Origin of the sequence: Eubacterium sp. OM08-24, assembly GCF_003438075.1 — a bacterium.
GTDB lineage: Bacteria > Bacillota > Clostridia > Oscillospirales > Acutalibacteraceae > Ruminococcoides.
This window is the reverse complement of record NZ_QSTA01000010.1, coordinates 1-22,046: the sequence shown is the minus strand read 5'-3', so window position 1 is coordinate 22,046 and position 22,046 is coordinate 1. Positions and strand designations below refer to the sequence as shown.

Genomic DNA, 22,046 nt, shown 5'->3' with positions numbered 1-22,046 from the left:
AGGAATATTTCAATGAGCTTTTTTGAAAATACTCGTAAGCCACAAGGATTCGGTGGAAAATTGATGACAAAGATGATGAACAGCGGCCACTCCAGGCTATCACAATGGGGGTTCTCGAATATCTCTGTAAATCCGGACGCTGAGGTGCTGGATGTTGGCTGCGGAGGTGGTGCAAACATTGCGGTCTGGCTGAGCAAATGCAGGAATGGCCATGTGACAGGATTGGATTATTCGGAGGTTAGTGTGTCAGAATCTCGAAAATTGAACGCTGCCGCTATTCAACAGGAAAAATGCAAGGTCATTCAGGGAGATGTATCTGCCATCCCATTTCCAGATGCAAAATTTGATTATGTCTCAGCTTTTGAGACGGTTTACTTCTGGCCAGAATTGAAAAAATGCTTTTCTGAGGTAAATCGTGTTCTGAAAGACGGAGGAACCTTCCTAATTTGTAACGAGAGCGACGGAATGAATGCCTCAGACGATAAATGGACAAAGATAATTGATGGCATGAAGATTTATAATTGTGATCAACTTGTCACCGCTTTAAAAGAAGCAGGTTTTATGGAAATCAAACCATATGCAGATGCCAAAAAGCATTGGCTTTGTATTGTGGCAACAAAATAGATAAATATACAATTTGTAGAATTCAAAAATTTAATGTGAATTGAAATTTGCGTGGAGGAAAAGGTTGAAAGAGTTATTAAAAGAAACCCATATGCTAGATTTTAATGATTCCAGAATTCAATCACTAATAGAGAATAGAGGCTGGAAGAATCTGGAGCAGTTTGAATGCATTAAAGCCATATATTTATACGTTAGGGATGAGATTTTATTCGGCTACAATATTGATGACAGCATATCTGCATCCAAAGTTTTAAGTGATGGATATGGTCAATGTAATACAAAAGGTACTTTATTTATGGCGTTGCTTAGGGCATGTAAAATACCATGTAGGGTGCATGGGTTTACAATAGATAAGCAATTGCAAAAAGGAGCAATGACAGGAATTGTTTATAAAAATGCTCCGCAGAATGTTTTTCATAGTTGGGTTGAAGTGTACTTAGATGATACATGGTATGAACTTGAAGCATTTATTTTAGATAAGAAATATTTGAATAAGCTGCAAAAAATAAATAGCCAATGTTCTGGTGCATTTTGTGGTTATGGTGTGGCGGTAAAAGATTTTCAGAATCCAGTGATTGATTTTGAAAGAAATAATACTCATATACAAAGTGAAGGAATCAATCAAGATTTTGGAATATATAATTCACCAGATGAGTTACTTACAGAGCATCATCAGGAAATGTCGATAGTAAAAGCATTTGCATACCGTCATTTCGGTAGACATCTCATGAATAAAAATGTTAAGAGAATCAGAGATGCGAAAGTTTAAATATAATGCTTAGTGGCAAAATCCAGTTTGCCGAGTAAAGGAGGTGCTGTAACAGATGGACAATCATTCTTATGATGATATAATCAATCTTCCACATCCGACATCAAGGAACCATCCTCGTATGTCGCTTCACGACAGAGCAGCACAGTTTGCTCCTTTTGCGGCACTTACAGGACACGATGCAGCTATTAAGGAAACTGCAAGGTTAACGGATGAACGGTTAGAGTTGAGCGATGAGGTCATTATGAAATTGAATGACCAGTTAAATATGATAAGAGATAATATTGGTACAGAACAGGAAGTGATAATCACTTATTTTGTGCCTGATGATAAAAAAGCCGGAGGAGCATATATCACGCATTCCGGAATGGTAAAAAAGATTGATGAATTTGAACGCAACCTGATTATGCAGGATGAAATAGTCATCCCGATTGAACAAATCAGTGAGATACAAGGAGAAATGTTCAAAGGATTATATTAGTAATAACTTGGAAAGGACAAACAATGGAAACAAAGCCAAGAATATTATACTTAAAGAAAATATTAGAGGAACGAACGGACGAGGAACATCCGTTTTCGACGACGCAGCTAATCAATATATTGGCTGATGAATACGGGATTTCAGCACATAGAACTACTGTTACGAAAGACATTGCAGCACTTCAGGAGTTTGGAATGGATATTGTTACTATCCACTCTACTCAGAGCAAATACTTTGTAGCCAGTCGTAAGTTTGAATTGCCGGAACTGAAATTGCTGATAGACGCAGTAGAGTCATCGAAGTTCATTACAAAGAAGAAAAGCGAAACTCTGATTGAGAAGATACATACGATGACCAGTCCGGGGCAGGTGGCAAAGCTGAAGCGTAATAACTATGTGGTCAATCGAATTAAGCCGGATAATGAGCAGATATATTATATCATTGATGCTATAAACGACGCCATCAATGTAGGCAAACAGATTTCTTTCCAGTATTATGATTATACCGGATTAAAGAAAAAGGTTCTGAAGAATAAGGGCGAGATTTATAAACTCAGTCCGTATAAACTTCTCTGGTGTTGGGATTATTATTATGTTCTCGGATATTCTGAGAAGAAAAGCAAGGTCATCAATTTCAGGGTAGACCGTATTGCTTCCAAGCCGGAGATATTGGATAAAGATATTATTCCTATGCTTGATGATTTTGATATTGAGAATTACACAAAGGAAGTTTTCTTTATGTTTTCAGGCGAAAAAGTCCTTGTGGATTTACGATGTGATAACAGCCTGATGAAAACAATGGTTGACCGTTTCGGGGAAGATGTGACAACCCTTGCGTATGATATGACTTCTTTCAGAGTACAGACCGAAGTATCAGCCAGTCCGACCTTTTTTGGTTGGGTGTTTGGCTTTAATGGCAAGGTACAGATACTTGCACCGGAAAGTGTGAAGGAACAGTACAGAGAGATGATTGCAAAAGCTGATGAGGATATGCAGGAAAGCGAATAGTGCAGATTTGAATTTGTGCAGACGGTCTGCATAAAGCGTAAAGTCAATATTAAAGAATGGAGAGGTGTTAGCAAATTGCGACACCTCTTTTCTTTTGTGAAAAACCTACTTGAAAAATTTTTCGTATCAGGTATAATAAAACTATCGAAATCAAACTGCTTCCGATAGAAAAGAAAGTGAGGTGCAGGTATGAGAAGCAAGAGTCCTGAACTTATGAGCGAGATAAAAAAGTATATCGAGGATTATTACCTGCAAAACAGACAATCCCCATCGACTACAAAGATTGCTGAAGCGGTTGGCATTGCCAGAGGTACAGCATACAAATACTTGGTAGAGATGGCTGAGAAGAATATGATTGAATATGACGGGCAGGAGATTCGCACCAATGTGACCCGTAAGTACAGTGGCGAACAGACACAGACGCCGATTGTAGGTTCTATTCCTTGTGGCAGTCCTCAGTATGAGGAAGAAAATATTGAAGAATATGTATCACTTCCTACTGCTATTTTCGGCAAAGGAGATTTCTTCATATTAAGAGCAAGCGGTCAGTCTATGATTGAAGCAGGGATTGATGACGGCGACCTTGTGGTTGTTAAAAAGCAGGTAGAAGCCAAAGAGGGCGATATAGTAGTTGCCCTTGTGGATAATCAGAATACATTGAAACGCTACTTCCGAGATGATGAGAATAAGAAAATCATTCTCCACCCGGAAAATAAGAAGATGAAAGACATCATTGTAGATGAGTGCTGCATTCAGGGTGTGGCTTGTCACATCATCAAAGAACTATAACAGAGGACAGACGAATGAGAACACTTGAAGGAATTCGCTATCTAATCAATTTGGATAGTGCGGAAATACAACAGAACTTTGCCGGAGGAGTTGCACCGCCGGACAAGGTGGAGTCGGAGGTGGACACAACTTGAGTATTTATATGTCAAGAGCCGAGTTGGAAGAAATCAGCGAAGACTATCTGGAAATGCAATGACAAAATTACAGAACAGAACTTCAATAGATTTGAAAACATGGATCTTTATCATTTTCTTACTCCAGCTGTGTTATCATATGATGGAATTGCTTTTCAATATATGGCTCAATCCGTGTTTGAGGACAGTCAGTTCGAGTATGTACAAAATCATTTGAGAATAATATCGGCATTTTGTGGTGTGTTAAAACCAAGAGATGGTGTGACGCCTTATCGTTTGGAAATGCAGGCGAAGGTCGGAATAGGAGAAACAAAAAATCTGTATGAGTACTGGGGAGATTTATTGTACCGCTCAGTGATTGATAACAGCAGGGTTATAATCAATCTGGCATCAAAAGAATACTCTAAATGTATAGAAAAATATCTGACACAACAGGATAGATACATTACGATTACATTTTGTGAGTTATCAGGAGATAAACTGGTGACAAAAGGTACATATGCTAAGATGGCTCATGGTGAAATGGTTAGGTTCATGGCTGAAAACAGTATTGAAAATCCTGAGGATATTAAGAAATTCGACAGACTTGGTTATTCATTCTGGTCTGATTTATCATCAGATACTGAATATGTTTTTGAACGAAAAATAGAACAATGATTTATATTAAAGATGCTCAGCATGGGCATCTTTAATATAACAATGAGAATTATTACTATTTTGTTGACAATATAATAATGATGGTATATAATCCTTATTAAGAATAAATCCTAACAAGGAGGACTGATGACAAGTAGGAGAAATACCATTCAAAAAGATCTTGTAAGAAATACAGTATACGAAATGAGAAGACACGTTACGGCAAATGAAGTGTATGAATTTATAAAAGAAGCATATCCAACAATTGGAAAAGGAACTGTATATAGAAATCTTGATATATTGGTAGAGGAAGGTGCATTAAGAAAGGTTGAAGTTCCGGATGGACCGAACCGATTTGATTTTATATTGAAAAATCATTACCATGTAAGATGTATAAAGTGCGGTGAAATTTTTGATGTGGATATGGATCAAATACCGGATTTGCTGGAAAGAATTCATAACACTCATGGAATTGAATTTGTGGATTATGATATTTCATTTAAAGGCATTTGCCCGAAATGCAGGGAGAAGGTAAAGGAGGAACAGCATGGATAGGAAAGCAATGTATAAGTTGAGTTATGGACTGTTTATATTGACCGCTAAAGAAGCAGAAAAAGATAACGGATGCATCATTAATACAGCTATTCAGGCAGCTTCGGAACCAAACCAGTTAAGTATCTGTGTAAATAAGGCAAATTATACGCATGATATGATTCAAAGAACCGGAAAATTTACTGTATCAGTCTTAAGTCAGAAGGCACAATTTGAATTGTTCAAACATTTTGGCTTCCAATCAGGAAGAGATACTAATAAGTTTGAAGCCTTTGAGCAGTGTGCCAGGGGCACAAATGGTATTTATTATATTACAGAAGGTACAAATGCATACATTTCTGTGACAGTTACTAAAACAGAGGACTTGGGTTCACATACGATGTTTATCGGTGAGATAACCGATATGGAAGTTTTAAGCAATGTTCCTTCAGTAACATATGATTATTATCAGAATAATATTAAGCCTAAGCCACAGGAGGTTGGAAAAACAGAGGACAGTCAGACAATATGGCGTTGCAGAATTTGCGGATATGAATATGTAGGAGAGGAATTACCAGATGACTTTATATGTCCTTTGTGCAAGCACCCGGCATCAGATTTTGAAAAAGTAGTAAAGAAAACGGAGGTAAAAGAGATGGCAGAAAACAAATATGCAGGAACACAGACAGAGAAGAATTTACAGGAGGCATTTGCAGGGGAATCACAGGCAAGAAATAAGTATACATATTTTGCTTCTGTAGCGAAAAAGGAAGGTTACGAGCAGATGTCAGCATTGTTTTTAAAGACTGCAGATAATGAGAAAGAACATGCAAAGATGTGGTTCAAGGAATTAGCAGGAATTGGTGATACAAAAGAAAACTTAGCTGCTGCTGCAGAAGGGGAGAACTACGAGTGGACAGATATGTATGATGGCTTTGCTAAAACAGCAGAGGAAGAAGGTTTCCCTGAGCTTGCAGCAAAATTCAGGGCAGTAGGTGAGATTGAGAAGCACCATGAGGAAAGATATCGTGCACTTCTTAAGAATATTGAAACTTCACAGGTATTTGAAAAGAGCGAAGTTAAGGTATGGGAATGCCGTAACTGTGGACATATTGTGGTAGGAACTAAGGCGCCTGAAGTATGTCCGGTATGTAATCATCCACAGAGCTATTTTGAAGTACATGAAGAGAATTATTAAGGAGACAATTGAATTATAAATTTTACACATGGAAGGAGAAAAAGGCATGAAAGTAAGGTATTATATTTGTAAGCATTGTGGAAACATTGTTGAAAAGGTAAAGGATAAGGGTGTACCTGTAATTTGTTGCGGAGAATCTATGCAGGAATTAAAAGCCGGAGTGACAGATGCTGCTGTCGAGAAGCATGTACCTGTATATACGATAGAAGGCAGTCATGTTCATGTCGTGGTCGGAGAGACAAAACATCCAATGCTTGAAGAGCATTTCATTGAGTGGATTACATTAAATACAAATCAGGGAATATACAGAAAACAGTTAAATCCAGGGCAGGAGCCGGTAGCAGATTTTTGTCTTTGCGATGGTGAACAGGTAGAAGAGGTATATGCATATTGTAACCTGCATGGATTATGGAAATGCTAAAAGCATTTATACATATTAAGGTTACAGAACTACACAAATACAACAGTAATATATGCTGTGTATTAATATATTTATAAGGAGGAACAAACTAATGAAATATGTATGTGACGTTTGCGGATGGGAATATGATGAAGAGGAAGGTTATCCTGAAGGTGGTATTGCACCAGGAACAAAGTGGGAGGACGTTCCAGAAGATTTTGAATGCCCATTATGTAATGTTGGAAAAGATCAGTTTTCAGAAGTTGAATAAAATTCTGATTATTTAAATACGGATAAATAAACAAAAACCCTGGTGCGTGTGAGCAACAGGGTTTTTTATTGCGATAGTTTGTGATGATATCACAGAAAATGGTTTACCTTTTGCTTATAATGTAACTACAAACAAAGTAAGGAGGTAGTCTAAATGAGATTAAAAGATAAAGTTGCAATCATTACTGGTGGAAGCCGTGGTATAGGATTTGCTACAGCTGATAAATTCTTGAAGGAAGGTGCTTCAGTTGTGTTGGCAGCAAGTTCACAGGAATCGGCAGATGTTGCTGTAGATAAATTAAAAGAAAAATATCCCAATGCAATAGTTGCTGGAATTAGTCCAAATCTGGCAAGCATGGAGTCTGTCAGAAAGGCTTTTAAAGAGGCAACTGAAAAATATGGATGTGTCGACATACTGGTAAATAATGCAGGGATTTCAGAAAACACCTCATTTATGGATTATACAGAGGAGACTTTTGATAAAGTCATGGATCTAAATGTAAAAGGAGTATTTAATACTACTCGTGTAGCAGCAGAATGTATGGTGGCAAGAGGCAAGGGGGTCATTCTCTCAACTTCTTCCATGGTGAGTATTTCGGGACAGCCAAGTGGGTTTGCTTATCCGGCATCGAAGTTTGCAGTAAACGGATTGACTGTATCATTAGCAAGAGAACTAGGACCTAAAGGTATTCGTGTTAATGCTGTTGCACCTGGGATTACAGAAACTGATATGATGAAGGCCGTGCCAAAGGAAGTTATCGAACCTATGATTGAAAGAATTCCATTGCGTCGTCTTGGACAGCCAGAAGATATTGCCAATGCGTTTGTGTTTCTTGCTTCAGATGAGGCGAGTTACATTACAGGTGTTATATTAAGTGTAGATGGTATGGCAAGAAGTTAAGTTAATGAGGTATGGTGATGTAATCACGGAAAATAAATGAAATTAAGACTATAATAAATCTACAAAAAGAAAAAGATAAGGAGGACTGTAAAATGTCTGCTATTAATATCAATAAAAATAATTTTCAGAACGAAGTACTGAATTCCGATAAACCCGTTCTTTTAGATTTTTGGGCATCTTGGTGTGCGCCTTGCCGTATGGTAGTACCTATTGTAGAGGAGATTGCAAGTGAGCGTAGAGATATTAAAGTTGGAAAGATTAATGTAGATGAAGAGCCTGAACTGGCAAATAAGTTCAGTATTATGAGCATTCCAACTTTAGTGGTTATGAAGAATGGGAAGATTGTACAGCAGGTTTCAGGGGCGAGACCTAAGAATGCGATTTTAGAAATGCTTTAGGGGGGGTGTGCTAATGGGATTTTTCGATCTCTTTAAACAGTCGAATATTAATCAAGGCATAGAAGAATATAAAAGGACTGCTGGTGCAGTTCTGCTGGATGTCCGTACTCCGCAGGAATATCAGGAAGGACATATACCAGAAAGTAAAAATGTGCCGTTGCAGCAACTAGACAATATTGTTTCTGTAGCGAAGAATAAGGATATCCCTCTGTTTGTATACTGTTATTCCGGTTCCCGGAGCCGTCAGGCAACTGGGATGTTGCAACGAATGGGATATTCTAAAGTAAATAATATCGGTGGCATTGCAGCTTACTCAGGAAAGGTGGAAAAATAAGATGAAGGTAATAATTGTAGGAGGTGTAGCCGGAGGAGCTACAGCCGCAGCAAGAATACGCAGACTGAATGAGCATGCTGAAATTACTGTGTTTGAAAGATCCGGATACATATCCTATGCAAATTGTGGACTTCCATATTATATTGGAGACGTGATCACAGACCCAGAAGAACTTACACTACAGACACCAGAGAGTTTTTTTAAACGCTTCCGTATTAACATGAAAATTCATCATGAAGTTATCTCAATACATCCCGAATGTAAAACTGTTTCAGTTAAGAATTTAGAAAACGGTGAAATATTTGAAGAAAACTATGATAAGCTGATCCTCTCTCCAGGTGCAAAGCCAACACAGCCGAGACTTCCCGGAGTTGGTATTGATAAACTTTTTACACTTCGTACTGTAGAAGACACTTTTCGGATAAAGGAATATATAAATAAGAATCATCCAAAATCGGCTGTATTGGCAGGTGGCGGTTTTATTGGTCTGGAACTGGCAGAAAATTTGATGGAGCTTGGCATGGATGTTACGATTGTCCAGCGGCCTAAGCAGCTGATGAATCCTTTTGACCCGGATATGGCATCCATGATTCATAATGAAATGAGAAAGCATGGGATAAAACTGGTACTGGGCTATACAGTAGAAGGATTTAAAGAAAAAGACAACGGAGTGGAGGTTCTGTTGAAAGATAATCCATCCCTTCAGGCTGATATGGTAGTTCTGGCAATCGGAGTCACACCAGACACAGTATTAGCAAAAGAAGCCGGTCTGGAACTTGGCATCAAGGAAAGTATTGTAGTGAATGACAGAATGGAAACCTCTGTACCGGATATTTATGCTGCAGGTGATGCAGTTCAGGTAAAACATTATGTTACGGGTAATGATGCGCTGATCTCTTTGGCAGGACCAGCCAATAAACAGGGCAGAATCATCGCTGATAATATTTGTGGCGGTGATAGTCGTTACTTGGGTAGTCAGGGAAGCTCCGTTATAAAAGTGTTTGATATGACAGCAGCCACTACAGGTATCAATGAAACCAATGCCAAAAAGTCAGGATTAGAGGTAGATACAGTAATTCTTTCTCCTATGAGTCATGCCGGTTACTATCCTGGTGGAAAAGTGATGACCATGAAGGTGATTTTTGAAAAAGAGAGCTATCGTTTGCTTGGCGCTCAGATTATTGGATATGAAGGAGTTGATAAACGTATTGATGTGCTGGCAACAGCAATTCATGCGGGGCTGAATGCAACTCAGTTGAAAGATCTGGATCTGGCATATGCACCACCTTATTCTTCTGCCAAGGATCCGGTAAACATGGCTGGATTTATGATAGACAATATTGCAAAAGGGACATTAAAGCAATGGCATTTGGAAGATATGGACAAGATTTCTAAAGATAAAGATGTGGTGTTGCTAGATGTGAGAACTGTAGGTGAATTCAGCATGGGGCATATTGATGGATTCAAAAACATACCTGTAGATGAACTGAGAGAACGAATTAGTGAAATTGAGATAGGAAAGCCTGTGTATCTGATATGCCAGAGTGGTCTGCGCAGTTATATTGCGAGCCGTATTCTGGAAGGAAACGGTTATGAAACGTATAATTTCTCTGGCGGATTTCGCTTCTATGATGCAGTGGTCAATGACCGTGCGCTGATTGAAAGGGCATATGCATGTGGTATGGATTATTAAAAAATAATCACGATATTTTTATAATTTTCTTATAGCATAAAAAGATCCCCCATTTATTAGAATGACTTTCATAATTCTGATAAATGGAGGATTCTTCTTTATATGTTATAGAAAAATAGTTTCATGACCTTTGGAGTGTTTCCAGTCTTTTTGGATCAAGGATTGTGATTTTGCCGCGGGAGAGTTTGACGAGACCCTCGCCTTGAAAGTATCGAAGCATTCGAGTGATAACTTCCCTGTGGGAACCAAGATGATTAGCAATCGTCTCATGAGTGATTTTCAGCTCGTTTGTTCCTTCGATAGAGGTCTCTTCTAAAAGAAATGAAGCAACACGCTTATCCAAACTCTTCCACATAATCTGTTCAATCAGCCACATGACATCAGAAAAACGGGTAGCCATTAACTCATTGGTATAGTTTGCGACAGGAGCAGATTCTTTCATGATGCCCTTATAGATTTCAGCAGGGATGATCCAAAGATCCGTATCTTTTTCTGCTTCAATGGTTACTTCAAATTGAATAGACCGCATGATACATGAAGCGGATAAAAGACACATATCCATATCGAACAGACGGTAAAGTGTAATCTCTCGTCCTTCATCTGAAAGTATGTAGGTTCGAAGCTGCCCGGATTTAACCAGTAATAATCCAGTGCAATCCAGGTTTCCATTGTGAATGATTGTCCCTTTTTTTACATACTGTGTGATTAGATTGTCTGAAATTATTTTTTTCTGTGTTGTATTTAAGTCATTCCATAGTGGAAAACAATTTTCGAAGTTCATAACCGTTATCTCCTTTACGAACATAGTATACTTTCTTTTTTTAGATGTGTCAATTATGTAACTGGCATATGCCATAAATAGAAATAAAAAGAAGTGTAATAAAGTAAATTATCTTTTCTGTGATATCATCACTGAAGTAAGACTTTTTATGAGGTATATTAAGTTCAAACAGGAGAAGGAGTTGAAAAATATGACATCAATAAATATAAATAAAGAAAAGTTTGGACAATTAATTCATAAAGAAAAACCGGTTTTGGTTGATTTCTGGGCACCTTGGTGTGGTTATTGCCGTAGAATTGGAGCGGCTTATGAAAAAATAAGTGAAGAATACAGCGATATTCTTATTGCTGGAAAAGTAAATATTGATGAAGAACCACAGATTGCAGAAGCTGAAAAGATTGAGATAATTCCTACGCTGGTTTTATATCGAGATGGAAAGGCAATAGATTCTATTGTTGCACCTGAATCAAAAATAATGATAGAGAATTTTATTAATGAAGCATTGGAAAAATAAAAGGAGGACTGCTGTATGAATGAAAATCATGTTTACGATATGATTATCGTGGGGGGAGGACCTGGAGGGTATACTTCAGCATTATACGCAGCCAGAGCAGGATTTGATACAATTGTTTTAGAAAAATTATCTGCAGGTGGTCAGATGTCATTGACCTGGCAGATTGATAACTATCCTGGTTTTGAAAATGGAATTGACTGATTTTCATTGGCAGAGAAAATGCAAAAACAGGCGGAAAAATTTGGCGCTAAAAGTGAATATGCTGAAGTTTTTAATATGGATTTAACAGGAAAGCTTAAGAGAGTAGAAACTAGTTCGGAAATTTATATTGGGAAAACAGTAGTGATTGCTACTGGAGCAAATCCAAGAGAACTTGGTCTCGCTAAAGAAAAAGAATTGATAGGTCATGGGGTTGCTTATTGTGCCTCCTGTGATGGTATGTTTTATAAAGATAAGATCGTGGTGGTTGTTGGTGGTGGAAATTCTGCTGTATCAGATGCTGTTCTTTTAAGTCGAATTGCTAAGAAAGTCATCATTGTTCATCGAAGAGATACATTACGTGCAACGAAAATCTACCATGACCAGCTGATGAAAACTGAAAATATAGAGTTTCGATGGAACAATACAGTAAATGAACTGATTTATGGAGAACGATTAACTGGTGTGCGGTTGAAAGATACAGTTACAGGAGAAGAAAACATTATAGAATGTGACGGCCTGTTTGTGAGTATAGGAAGAAAACCGACAACAGATTTTTTAGATAATCAGATAGAACTGGATAATAAAGGATATATTGTGGCAGGTGAAAACACTGAAACGAGTATTCCGGGTGTTTATGCTGTAGGAGATGTCAGAACAAAGTTACTTCGTCAGATAGTAACAGCTGTTGCAGATGGTGCTATGGCAGTACATATGGCAGAAAAATATATAGGGAAAATGTAAAGTGAATTCCGCCTTTATGCATAGGAATTGTTTGGTTAAGTTAAATAATGAAGCAGAAAATAGTCATTTTGATAGACCATATTTACTATAAATAATCAGAATTTGAATACTGAACTTTTTACACTGAAATATGAATGGAAATCGAAGTAATGCAAAGACCGTCAGATCTCATTCGAGAATTGACGGTCTTTACATTTTTCTGTTATATCTGAGAAAGTCGTTTCTATGTTCCTGTTTTCTAAAATTGTAGCCTTGTGAATTGAGAGTATCAACTTTCAAAGCGACAAGATTTATGTCTGAGTGCATACAGCGAGCAATTTGCTGAATATCATACCCCTGTTTAATATATCCAATAATCGTATCGTCCGGTAAAGAAGCCTGAGCTGCAAAGACATTGGCTTCATATTCCATCCGGTTTTCACGCATATCAAAGATATTAAATTCTTTGAATCCTCCGGCTGAAACTGCTTCTTGGCGATGAAGAACATCGTGTCCGATTTCGTGCCATAATACGATTTGTTCAATAACAGGGTGCAAACCGTTCTGAAGAAAGATAAATCGATTCTTCAAGATTACCTTGTATGCTCCACGCTGTTTCGTAAAATCTCGATAGAGAATATGTATCCCAAGCTCATCAGCGACTTTATATGGATTACGAGTGCCACATCGTTTGATGAGCCGGTTCACTATCTTGACAATCTCATCCTGCGTATTATATCCCAAACGGCTCACCTCCCTTGCAGTGCCATTATAACAGATATATTATCCATTTTTATTATAAACCATCTGCTGTCCCATAAAACGGACAACGCACAGCGAGAGGTTACTCGTCTTTGCGATACTTTTTCGGTGTGTATTTCTTGTTGTTTTTCTTAGCAATAAGGTACGCTTCCTGAATGGCATCAACCATTTCACGCATGTCTTCGTCAGCCATTTCTCCGCCGGCAAATAAACTGGTTACTTCTGCTAGAAGTTCTTTTGCCTGCTTTGCACCTCTGTGTCCGTAATTATCTTCAACATCTGCAATAAATGCTTCATCTTCCGATAAAAGATAGTTGATATTTACACCGAGAGCTTCGGCAAGTTTTTTATAGCGTTCTGTTCCTCTTGGACGGGAACTGTCATTCTCATAGGAACTGATAACTCTACGAGTAACGCCGATTTTTTTCGCCAACTCATCCTGATTTAATCCGAGTCTGTTTCGTTCGTTCTTAACTTTTTCGCCGAATGTCATCTTGATTGTTCACTCCTTGTCTTAAATTTATGTAGTTAAACTTCGTCTACACTCTTGACAAGAGAAGTTTAACTGCGTATAATAGCAAGTAAGAAGTTTAACTACTCATAGTTTATATTAAACTTCTCAAAAAGTCAAGGGGGTTACGCAGAATGGCTCGAAATATTTTACATTGCGATATGAACAACTTCTATGCAAGTGTTGAGTGTATGCTTAACCCTGCTCTGAAAGAATATCCGGTTGCTGTATGCGGTTCTGTTGAAGAACGACACGGAATTGTCCTTGCTAAGAATTATAAAGCAAAGGCATTTGAAGTGAAAACCGGAGATACCGTCTGGCAGGCACAACAGAAATGTCGGGATTTGGTTATTGTTCCACCGCATTATGAGGAATATATAAAATACTCAAAACTTGCAAGAAGCGTGTACGAACGATATACAGACCAAGTAGAACCTTATGGTATGGATGAGTGCTGGCTGGATATTACCGGAACAGGTAGTCTTTTCGGCTCTCCGGTGGAAGTTGCAAACAAAATCAGAGAAACGATTAAGTTTGAACTCGGACTTACTATCTCCGTTGGTGTTTCATTTAATAAGATATTTGCAAAACTCGGCTCTGATATGAAGAAGCCGGATGCAGTAACGGTTATACTAAAGGATACTTTCAGAGAAAAGATATGGAAACTCCCAGCGGCTGAGTTGCTCGGTGTAGGCAGAGCGACACAGCGTACATTAGACAGCTATGGGATTCGTACCATCGGGGCTTTGGCACAGACCGACCCTGAGTTCCTGCGAAGCGTATTAGGAAAAAACGGAGTTGCATTATGGAATTACGCAAATGGCAATGACCTTTCCCTTGTTGCCAAGAAAGACTTCGTATCGCCTATCAAGAGCGTAGGACACGGTATAACGACAGTTGCAGACTTAGAGAAACCGGAGCAGGTGTGGCCCGTGTTTCTCGAATTGACCCAAGACATCGGACACAAGCTCCGAGTCCACGGACTGAGTGCCGAAGGAGTTGCCATACACATTAGAGATAACACACTATGTACAAGACAATGGCAGACCAAGATTGACTTGCCTACGCAATCGCCGATGGTTCTTGCCAAGAGAGCATTTCAACTTTTTGAAGCAAGGTATGGTTGGTACAATCCAATCCGTTCCGTAACAATCCAAGCAATCAATCTTATTCCTCAAGACACGCCCCGTCAGATAGGATTATTTATGGATGTGGAAAAGCAGGAAAAGTTGGAACGACTTGAAAAATGTATTGAAACAATCCGCAGACGCTTCGGTAAGGGCAGCATAAGGAATGGAGTTCTGTATCAGGACTTGCAGCTACCACCGGAAAAAGTGGAAATCACGATGCCGACGGGAATGGTCGGCTAAGGAGGGCTTAATTGTGATTGATGAAAGTGATGTACAGGCATATGTAAGAATGCCTGATTGTTTAATAAAAGGATGCAGTGATGATATGGCTATCTTCATTGCGGACGGCGGAAACCATTTTACCGATTACGGAATATACGAAGGGATGTTTTTATTCTTTGATTTGAATAAGCCGTTTCTAAAAGGTCGGCTTTCCTGCTACATTAACAAGAATGATGACGAAAAACCGAAATACAGAGTCTCAGATAAAGACATCGACGGATATGAGCATTTGGGAAGATTGGTTGTAACAATGAGAAATTATGAGGTATAAGCAATGGAGTGTGAAAGAAGAAAAGTATATGTCGAAGTAAATGTGACGCATAGACCTGATGGAACGGCTCGTCCGAATTCCATTAAGTTTGAAAATGATGAGATATATGAAGTTGACCGTGTAATGCAGAAGTGCAGAGCCGCCGCTACTAAGGTCGGTGGCACAGGCATTCGCTACACGGTTCAGATTTGCGGACAGTCGGCTTTTCTGTTCGATGAAGAAAACGGAAAGTGGTTTGTCGAAGCAAAATCCTAATGTTAGGAGGGCTAAGTAATTGAAACGCTTATCGAGAAATGATATAGAAACAATTTCAGAGAAATTTGTAAAGGCATATTTTGAACTGCCTGAAATAAAGAAATCACAGGTGTACCGCATTGAGCCGGAGCTAATGCTCGAAAAGGTACTTGGACTGACGATTGAGTATATGCACCTTTCCTATGATGGAAGCATTCTCGGAATGACATCGTTTGGGGAACTCGGAGTGCAGGTATTTGAAAACAACGACGATGAAGCCTTTTTCTTCTTGGATGGCAAAACGGTTCTGGTCGAGTCTGACCTTAACTATGACAACAACCTGAAAGGAAGAAAGAATTTTACACTAATGCACGAAGGCAGTCATCAGATATTCAAGATGTTGTTCCCAAATGATTATGGAATAACGGAAAAATCAGCCGGAGTGCATTATTACAAGGCAACCGCAGACACAGAGAAAAGAAGAATAATTACCGATTGGGAGGAATGGCAGGCAAATACACTTGCGGCTGCAATTCTGCTTCCGAGGTGTCTGATAGAAAAAGGAATGTTTTTGTTTGGGCTTGGGGATAAAATCGAATGCCTAAATAAAATCTATTATCCGGCGGTCTATGAAAGATACGCAGCACTTTCAGATTTTTTAGGATGCTCAAAGAAAGCACTTGCAATACGAATGAAACAGCTTGGACTCTTGCACAAGGATTATCTTGATAATCCGTTTGACTACCTTGCTGTTTATCCGGAGGTGTATAAGATTTGACAAGACTGGAACAGAAAGTAATCGTCAGGTGCAAACGCTGTGAATGGCGTATCTTTGATAAAGTCACGATGACGACAGGAAACATTGAAATTAAATGCCCGAAATGTGGGTATGTAAATGAGATTGACCTTTCACTGCGCAGAGGTAATCTCAAATTCAGAACATTTAGAATAAACAAGAAATGAGCAAACAACTGAATAACTGAGCTTTGTACCGAGCCACGGAACCTGAATGAGTTACCAAATAGCCGGACATTGAGAATAACGGGATAACTATATCCTTGCGTTCTTGATGTTCGGCTATTTTTTTGTTGCTCCGAAACGGAGAAGCAAATGAAAAAGCAGTGGCAGGCATACATAGCTAAATACCCATAATCTCCAAATTTTCTATATAAAAAAGCAATTTTAGAAAATTCAAAGGAGATTACGAAAATGACAAACAAACTTACATTAACGGAACAAGAAGAATTATTTGCAAAGGACTGTAAACGTATCAATCTCAAATATGAATACGACGGATATACCGGTACAGAGAAATGGGCGATTATAACCGAACTTACCGAAGAAGAACTGTGGGATAAATATCCTGACATTATCGGCAGATACATTCCTTTTGTTCTGCTTTATGTCGCACAGGGAAAAGTGATTATTGACGATAACAGAACAACTCATAGATGTGAAATGCGAGATGCAAGACATTTAGATGCCTTTTGTTATGAAGATGATTTATTTGAGCAATTCCATAATGAAGCATTCTTAGATTTTGTTGACCCATTTGAACTCAGAGAAGCAGAAGAAATTGCAGAGAGGAAAGAATTACAGCGTCTGCGTGAAATTGAGAAAGTTAGAATAGTGCTTTCAATGATGAAACCTGCTCAGGGACGAAGATTGTATAAGTTTGTCATTGAGGGAAAGAGCTGTCGTGAAATAGCCGTAGAAGAAGGTACTTATCACAGTTCTGTCAGCAAATCTATTGAAGCGGCAAAGAAAAATTTTAAGAAATTTTATGAGAATCTCTGATTTTGGGTGTCCAAAATGAAGCCTTTTGTGCAATGAGTGAAGGGGTTATTTCATTCCGGATACGAATGACACTTCAAAATATTTAGAAATGTGAGGTTTTACATATGAAAGAAAAAACAATTTGCCGTGGAGATTTATTCTACTACGACTTCGGAACACGAACAGGTTCGGTACAAAGCGGAACACGACCGGTGCTTGTGATTCAGGCAGATGATTATAACAGAAACGCACCAACAATTATTGTGGCTGCTGTAACAGGCGTTATCAAGAAAAGATACCTGCCGTCACATATCCTGCTCGGTCAGGAGTTTGGACTCAAGAAGCCGTCAATGGTTCTACTGGAGCAACTTCAGACAGTAAACAAAGATGAACTCAGAGATTACATCGGAACGATTGAAGATGAGCAGCTTTTAAGGCGAATAAATATAACGCTTAAAAAGACTTTCGGACTTTGGATTTATAAGGAAGAAAAGAAAGAAAATATCCGTTGCCTTTGCCCAAAGTGCCTGAAAGATTATATTCACAATCCCGAGTATATCGTGCGTCGGCTTGACCCGTTTGCTAAGGTCAAAGACCATTGTGATAAATGCAATCAATCCGGTTGGGATTATGTGATTGCTGAAAGACAGCACAACGCAAGAGAAAAGGGGGTGTCAGAATGTCTAAGAAAAGATATGAAATTGTAAGTTATGACATCCCGCTTTGGTTAAAGCCTGTTTTATCGGTAACGGAAACTTCAATTTATACAGGGATAAGTGCCAATAAGATATATGAGATGTCAGAATCGGAGGACTGTCCTTTTGTGATATGGATAGGAAGTCGCAGGGTAATCAAGAGAAAATCCTTTGAGGAATACCTCGAAAGGCAGTATTCAATATAGTAAAAAGTCAAATCTGCGATGAGTCCGATTGCATAATGGGCTTATCGCAGAAAAATGAATATACTGATGCCATCAACACAAGGAGGTATCAGTATATGTCCCGAAAAAGAGATGAAATCATAACATACGATATTCCATTATGGAACAAACCTATAATGTCTGTTGCGGAAGCTGCGATGTACACAGGACTCAGTGCAAATAAAATTTACGAAATGACAAGTGATGAAAAATGTCCGTTTGTCATATGGGTTGGAAGTCGTAGAGTCATTAAGAGAAAATCGTTTGAAAAATATCTGGAAAGACAGTATTCCATATAGGAAGTGGAAAGGAGAATAAATGATAAGCAACAAAGGAATGCCATTAGAGCATAAGCCAATACTGACTTTAAGAGAAGCGTCACTCTATACAGGAATCAGCGAGGAAAAACTGAAAGAAATAACAAATCCGTATGCGTGTCCATTTGTTTTGTGGATGGGTTATCACAGATTTATAAAGAGAAAAGCGTTCGATGAGTTCATTCGGACATCAAAATTCAAGGGAGGAGCAAAAGATGAGCAGTCTGAATATTGAGTGGTTTATCACTAAGAGTGAGAGCGTTCCGGTATGGCACAAGGTAGCACTCTCGGTTGATGAGATGTATGCGTACACAAGTATCGGCAGAGAAACAATACGAGGACTTATCAAACTGCCGGAAGCAAAACAATTCACAATAAAAATAGGAAAAAGAACGCTGATTAAACGCAAATGCTTTGAAGAATTTTTGGAACAAATGAGTTCTATTTGATGGGAGGAATGAAGATGTACAAGATAGATGGTACTGAACTTTATGATTATCAACAACAGTTATTGCAACCGCCGGAGGAAATACCAATTTGGGAAAAGAAATGTCTTACTGTTGAGGAAGCGGCTGCATATACCGGTATCGGAGAAAGAAGACTGAAAGCACTTTTGAAAGAAAAGGATTGCAGTTTCAGAATTGCAAGAAGCGACCAGTTTTTAATTATACGAGAGAAATTAGAAAAATTTATTGATGTGACCACAGAACTTTAGGAGGTAGAACGATGGCAAATACAAAAAGAAAAGACAAATCCAGAAAGGTTCTCCGCAAAGGAGAATCTCAACGCTCAGATGGTACATATCAATATCGTTGGACGGATGTGAACCGAAAAAGACAGTGCATTTACGCAAAAAACTTAGACGATTTGAGATATAAGGAAGAAGAAATCGACAAGGACAAAAAAGACGGTATCAAGGCAGAAGCACGATACACAACACTTAATGATATGTATGAGCTTTGGAGAGATTTGAAGCGTGGAATAAAAAACAATACCTTTGAAAATTACAAATATATGTACGAGACATTCGTGCGCAACCAGATTGGCTCTCAATTTATAATGTCCTTAAAAAAGAGTGACATCAAGAGATATTATAACAGCCTTGTTGATGACAGACATTTGAAAGCTGCAACAATTGACAGTATACATACCGTTCTACATCAGGTTTTTGAAATGGCAGTAGATGATGATTATATCAGAAGCAATCCAACGGACAATGTTTTGCGAGAATTGAAAAAATCGCATTGCTTTAAGAATGAAAAACGCAGGGCATTAACTAAACCGGAGCAGGAACTTTTCCTTGATTATCTGAAGAACACACCGGAAGCACAGTATTGGTATCCTATATTTGCGGTTATGGTCGGAACAGGACTGCGAGTGGGCGAATTGACCGGACTCAGGTGGTGCGATATAGATTTAGAGGAAGGAATTATAGATGTGAATCATACGCTTGTTTACTACGACCACAGAACCGAAGGAAGCAAGAGAGGTTGCTATTTCAATGTGAACACAACCAAGACACCGGCAGGTATGCGACAAGTCCCAATGCTTGAATTTGTTAAAGAAGCGTTTTTAATGGAAAAAGAAAGGCAGGAACTTCTCGGACTGCATTGTGAAGCCACGGTTGACGGATATACGGATTTTATTTTTGTAAATCGTTTTGGTCAGCCGCAACATCAAGCAACCCTCAATAAAGCAATTCGTCGCATTATACGAAATTGTAATGATAAGCAGTTTTTAGAAAGTGATAATCCGGAGGTTTTACTTCCGCACTTTAGCTGCCATTCTCTTAGACATACATTTACCACGAGAATGTGTGAAGCAGGAGTGAATGTGAAAGTCATACAGGACGCACTCGGACACAAAGATGTATCCACAACATTGAACATCTACACAGATGTAACAAAGGAATTAAGAAAGTCAGAGTTTGAGGGACTTGAACAGCAGTTCAATCAATAAATACTGGAAAAATGAAAAGAGAGCTTATGTCGGCTACAATGCCGGTGTCTGCTCTCTTTACTTTATGTGATGAAAATGGTAGAATAGAAAAAATAAGATGAAGCGATTATCGAAGTTCGGAAAAACAAATAAAATTATTACAGTGATACATAATAAGAGCCTGAGTAATTTAATATAGCCATACACCAATTACACCATTTTTTACACCAAATCTTATTTTTAGCTTAATGAAACTGATAGAAATGGTGTAAAAATGCCTTGTATATGCCCATTTACAAGTAGCGAAATTGGCAAGATGGTTTTAATGTTAATTTGGACGATTTCGTCCCGACAATGAAGCCGATTAACGAATAATACAACATATATATGACCAAATTTACGGAGGTGTATATAATGAAATTGGCAGATTTATCAACCGGACCGGATTGGATTGTATGGATTGTTTTTATAATATTGATTATACTTTCTGTTGTTTTAATTTCCGGACATGGTAGTTGGCTTATTGCCGGATACAATACAGCTTCACAAGAAGAAAAAGAAAAATATAACGAAAAAAAGCTATGTCGAATAATCGGAATAGGAATGTCTGTTATAGCAATTCTTCTTTTGATTATGGTGTTGCTTGAAAATATTTTACCTGCATTTTTCGTATATGTTTTTTTGGGGATTGTTTTGATTGATATTGTTGCAATCATCATCTCCTGTAATAAAGGATGTAAAAAGTAATAAAATTCGGATTGTCGAACCCTTTGAGAGAGGAGAAATCTTTTCTCAAAGGGCTTTTTTGATTTTACAGATATTCGCAAACTACAAGATAAAGCCAAAACTTCATTATGGGATTTGGGTTGCAGGTTGACTTTCAGGCAGAAGATGAATATAATAAATGTTAGTGGAGATTTGCCTGGTTTCATAGTTTGGCTTACATCACTTACATCAAAACATACATCATTTGGGCGTTGATTTGATGTAAATGAGTCCGAAAAAGTTGTTTTTAAGCCTTTGAAAAAGGCTTTAATGCCCGTTAGAACAACTTATTTTTGCAAATGAGGGAACCGCAACAAAAATCCCGACAATGAAACCCTTAGATAAATAAAAGTAGCAAAAAACCAGTATTTATGCGGGTTTTGGGATTTAGGATAACCTCACAAATCAGCGATTTACATCAAACTTACATCATTTGATGCGTGAATTTGTGCAGAGCCTTAAAAATCACATAATTTTCAAGATGAATGGGCAGTTCCATTGCGGAATTGCCCATTTTCAGAAAGAAAAAGATAAATCGGTATTTATAAAGGAGAATATTGATGAAACTATTTTTATGTTCGCACTTTTCAAGTGTGGGAAGTCTGATAAAGGAAGAAATTGAAAATAAGAAAGTCGCATTTATTCCAACAGCTTCACTGCGTGAAGGCTACACCGGTTATGTCGGCTCGGCTAGAAAATTATTCAAAAAGTTGGGAGCAATCGTAACTGAAATTGATATTTCAACGGAGGCTTATTCAAC

Annotated in this window: 33 protein-coding genes and 1 pseudogene; 31 read left to right on the top strand and 3 right to left on the bottom strand. The window is 38.3% G+C overall.

Features of this window, described 5'->3' with window-relative positions; all coding sequences use genetic code 11:
* Positions 1-12 precede the first annotated feature (12 nt).
* From DXC23_RS10790 to DXC23_RS10725, 14 genes are all read left to right on the top strand, one after another.
* Positions 13-624 (top strand): class I SAM-dependent methyltransferase, encoded by a 612-nt coding sequence (locus tag DXC23_RS10790; RefSeq protein WP_117706294.1) that lies wholly within the window; start codon positions 13-15, stop codon positions 622-624.
* 64 nt (positions 625-688) lie between these two features.
* Positions 689-1,393: a transglutaminase-like domain-containing protein gene (locus DXC23_RS10785; RefSeq protein ID WP_117706292.1), complete on the top strand. Its 705-nt coding sequence runs from the start codon at positions 689-691 to the stop codon at positions 1,391-1,393.
* A gap of 55 nt (positions 1,394-1,448) precedes the next feature.
* A complete protein-coding gene (locus tag DXC23_RS10780; RefSeq protein WP_117706290.1) occupies positions 1,449-1,874 on the top strand; it encodes a hypothetical protein in 426 nt (141 codons plus the stop codon).
* A 23-nt stretch (positions 1,875-1,897) separates the two neighbouring features.
* Positions 1,898-2,881, top strand: coding sequence for a WYL domain-containing transcriptional regulator (locus DXC23_RS10775; protein WP_117706288.1), 984 nt, complete (start codon positions 1,898-1,900; stop codon positions 2,879-2,881).
* Between the two features lie 189 nt (positions 2,882-3,070).
* Positions 3,071-3,670, top strand: coding sequence for a transcriptional repressor LexA (gene lexA, locus DXC23_RS10770; RefSeq protein ID WP_024853352.1), 600 nt, complete (start codon positions 3,071-3,073; stop codon positions 3,668-3,670).
* A 140-nt stretch (positions 3,671-3,810) separates the two neighbouring features.
* Complete coding sequence (yaaA, locus tag DXC23_RS10765) at positions 3,811-4,461, top strand: peroxide stress protein YaaA (RefSeq protein ID WP_347474800.1); 651 nt, start codon at positions 3,811-3,813, stop codon at positions 4,459-4,461.
* A gap of 126 nt (positions 4,462-4,587) precedes the next feature.
* The gene (locus DXC23_RS10760; RefSeq protein WP_055151682.1) at positions 4,588-4,995 is read left to right on the top strand and encodes a transcriptional repressor; all 408 of its coding nucleotides are present in this window, start codon (positions 4,588-4,590) and stop codon (positions 4,993-4,995) included.
* Complete coding sequence (rbr, locus tag DXC23_RS12780; protein ID WP_117706286.1) at positions 4,988-6,169, top strand: rubrerythrin; 1,182 nt, start codon at positions 4,988-4,990, stop codon at positions 6,167-6,169. Before DXC23_RS10760 ends, rbr begins: the two co-directional genes overlap by 8 nt.
* A gap of 46 nt (positions 6,170-6,215) precedes the next feature.
* On the top strand, positions 6,216-6,590 hold the full coding sequence (locus DXC23_RS10750; protein WP_117706284.1) for a desulfoferrodoxin family protein: 375 nt from the start codon (positions 6,216-6,218) through the stop codon (positions 6,588-6,590).
* A gap of 91 nt (positions 6,591-6,681) precedes the next feature.
* Positions 6,682-6,840: a rubredoxin gene (locus DXC23_RS10745; RefSeq protein ID WP_005339874.1), complete on the top strand. Its 159-nt coding sequence runs from the start codon at positions 6,682-6,684 to the stop codon at positions 6,838-6,840.
* Between the two features lie 153 nt (positions 6,841-6,993).
* Positions 6,994-7,740: a 3-oxoacyl-ACP reductase family protein gene (locus DXC23_RS10740; RefSeq protein ID WP_005421611.1), complete on the top strand. Its 747-nt coding sequence runs from the start codon at positions 6,994-6,996 to the stop codon at positions 7,738-7,740.
* A 92-nt stretch (positions 7,741-7,832) separates the two neighbouring features.
* On the top strand, positions 7,833-8,138 hold the full coding sequence (trxA, locus tag DXC23_RS10735; RefSeq protein ID WP_005421612.1) for a thioredoxin: 306 nt from the start codon (positions 7,833-7,835) through the stop codon (positions 8,136-8,138).
* Positions 8,139-8,151: 13 nt separating this feature from the next.
* Positions 8,152-8,472, top strand: coding sequence for a rhodanese-like domain-containing protein (locus DXC23_RS10730; RefSeq protein ID WP_117706282.1), 321 nt, complete (start codon positions 8,152-8,154; stop codon positions 8,470-8,472).
* Position 8,473: 1 nt separating this feature from the next.
* Entirely contained in the window at positions 8,474-10,165 is a 1,692-nt protein-coding gene (locus DXC23_RS10725) for an FAD-dependent oxidoreductase (RefSeq protein ID WP_117706281.1), read from the top strand.
* Positions 10,166-10,286: 121 nt separating this feature from the next.
* Here the strand turns inward: DXC23_RS10725 and DXC23_RS10720 are convergent, their stop codons facing one another.
* Complete coding sequence (locus tag DXC23_RS10720) at positions 10,287-11,021, bottom strand: Crp/Fnr family transcriptional regulator (RefSeq protein WP_347474794.1); 735 nt, start codon at positions 11,019-11,021, stop codon at positions 10,287-10,289.
* A 115-nt stretch (positions 11,022-11,136) separates the two neighbouring features.
* Here DXC23_RS10720 and DXC23_RS12705 point away from each other — a divergent pair, with 115 nt between their 5' ends.
* Complete coding sequence (locus DXC23_RS12705; RefSeq protein ID WP_005330449.1) at positions 11,137-11,460, top strand: thioredoxin family protein; 324 nt, start codon at positions 11,137-11,139, stop codon at positions 11,458-11,460.
* Positions 11,461-11,475: 15 nt separating this feature from the next.
* A pseudogene (gene trxB / locus DXC23_RS10715) lies at positions 11,476-12,402 on the top strand (thioredoxin-disulfide reductase).
* Between the two features lie 189 nt (positions 12,403-12,591).
* On the opposite strand, the gene DXC23_RS10710 reads toward trxB, so the two are convergent.
* Together DXC23_RS10710 and DXC23_RS10705 are read right to left on the bottom strand one after the other, a co-directional pair.
* Entirely contained in the window at positions 12,592-13,134 is a 543-nt protein-coding gene (locus tag DXC23_RS10710; RefSeq protein ID WP_242997499.1) for an ImmA/IrrE family metallo-endopeptidase, read from the bottom strand.
* Positions 13,135-13,225: 91 nt separating this feature from the next.
* Positions 13,226-13,636, bottom strand: coding sequence for a helix-turn-helix transcriptional regulator (locus tag DXC23_RS10705; RefSeq protein ID WP_117706276.1), 411 nt, complete (start codon positions 13,634-13,636; stop codon positions 13,226-13,228).
* Positions 13,637-13,788: 152 nt separating this feature from the next.
* Between DXC23_RS10705 and DXC23_RS10700 the strand changes: the two genes are divergently transcribed.
* The 15 genes from DXC23_RS10700 to DXC23_RS10630 all read left to right on the top strand — a co-directional run.
* On the top strand, positions 13,789-15,024 hold the full coding sequence (locus DXC23_RS10700) for a DNA polymerase IV (RefSeq protein WP_117706274.1): 1,236 nt from the start codon (positions 13,789-13,791) through the stop codon (positions 15,022-15,024).
* A gap of 13 nt (positions 15,025-15,037) precedes the next feature.
* Positions 15,038-15,337, top strand: coding sequence for a hypothetical protein (locus DXC23_RS10695; RefSeq protein WP_055156976.1), 300 nt, complete (start codon positions 15,038-15,040; stop codon positions 15,335-15,337).
* A 3-nt stretch (positions 15,338-15,340) separates the two neighbouring features.
* Positions 15,341-15,592 carry a hypothetical protein gene (locus DXC23_RS10690; protein WP_055156974.1) on the top strand — a complete coding sequence of 84 codons (252 nt, stop codon included), beginning with the start codon at positions 15,341-15,343 and terminating at the stop codon, positions 15,590-15,592.
* Positions 15,593-15,611: 19 nt separating this feature from the next.
* Positions 15,612-16,349, top strand: a complete 738-nt coding sequence (locus tag DXC23_RS10685; RefSeq protein ID WP_117706272.1) for an ImmA/IrrE family metallo-endopeptidase — start codon at positions 15,612-15,614, stop codon at positions 16,347-16,349.
* On the top strand, positions 16,346-16,534 hold the full coding sequence (locus DXC23_RS10680; protein WP_055156969.1) for a hypothetical protein: 189 nt from the start codon (positions 16,346-16,348) through the stop codon (positions 16,532-16,534). Before DXC23_RS10685 ends, DXC23_RS10680 begins: the two co-directional genes overlap by 4 nt.
* Before the next feature lie 246 nt (positions 16,535-16,780).
* A complete protein-coding gene (locus tag DXC23_RS10675) occupies positions 16,781-17,368 on the top strand; it encodes a sigma-70 family RNA polymerase sigma factor (RefSeq protein WP_117706270.1) in 588 nt (195 codons plus the stop codon).
* Positions 17,369-17,472: 104 nt separating this feature from the next.
* Positions 17,473-18,054: a type II toxin-antitoxin system PemK/MazF family toxin gene (locus DXC23_RS10670; RefSeq protein ID WP_117706268.1), complete on the top strand. Its 582-nt coding sequence runs from the start codon at positions 17,473-17,475 to the stop codon at positions 18,052-18,054.
* Positions 18,027-18,248 carry an excisionase gene (locus tag DXC23_RS10665; protein WP_002587855.1) on the top strand — a complete coding sequence of 74 codons (222 nt, stop codon included), beginning with the start codon at positions 18,027-18,029 and terminating at the stop codon, positions 18,246-18,248. Before DXC23_RS10670 ends, DXC23_RS10665 begins: the two co-directional genes overlap by 28 nt.
* Positions 18,249-18,343: 95 nt before the next feature.
* Positions 18,344-18,565, top strand: coding sequence for an excisionase (locus DXC23_RS10660; protein ID WP_117706266.1), 222 nt, complete (start codon positions 18,344-18,346; stop codon positions 18,563-18,565).
* 19 nt (positions 18,566-18,584) lie between these two features.
* Positions 18,585-18,818, top strand: coding sequence for an excisionase (locus tag DXC23_RS10655; protein WP_066714304.1), 234 nt, complete (start codon positions 18,585-18,587; stop codon positions 18,816-18,818).
* Positions 18,799-19,032 carry an excisionase gene (locus DXC23_RS10650; protein WP_117706264.1) on the top strand — a complete coding sequence of 78 codons (234 nt, stop codon included), beginning with the start codon at positions 18,799-18,801 and terminating at the stop codon, positions 19,030-19,032. Before DXC23_RS10655 ends, DXC23_RS10650 begins: the two co-directional genes overlap by 20 nt.
* A gap of 14 nt (positions 19,033-19,046) precedes the next feature.
* Entirely contained in the window at positions 19,047-19,298 is a 252-nt protein-coding gene (locus DXC23_RS10645) for an excisionase (RefSeq protein WP_117706262.1), read from the top strand.
* Between the two features lie 11 nt (positions 19,299-19,309).
* The gene (locus DXC23_RS10640) at positions 19,310-20,542 is read left to right on the top strand and encodes a tyrosine-type recombinase/integrase (protein ID WP_117706260.1); all 1,233 of its coding nucleotides are present in this window, start codon (positions 19,310-19,312) and stop codon (positions 20,540-20,542) included.
* 393 nt (positions 20,543-20,935) lie between these two features.
* Complete coding sequence (locus tag DXC23_RS10635; RefSeq protein ID WP_117706258.1) at positions 20,936-21,268, top strand: DUF3784 domain-containing protein; 333 nt, start codon at positions 20,936-20,938, stop codon at positions 21,266-21,268.
* A 578-nt stretch (positions 21,269-21,846) separates the two neighbouring features.
* Positions 21,847-22,046: Type 1 glutamine amidotransferase-like domain-containing protein (locus DXC23_RS10630; RefSeq protein WP_158552566.1), on the top strand; the 200-nt coding region annotated here is incomplete at its 3' end.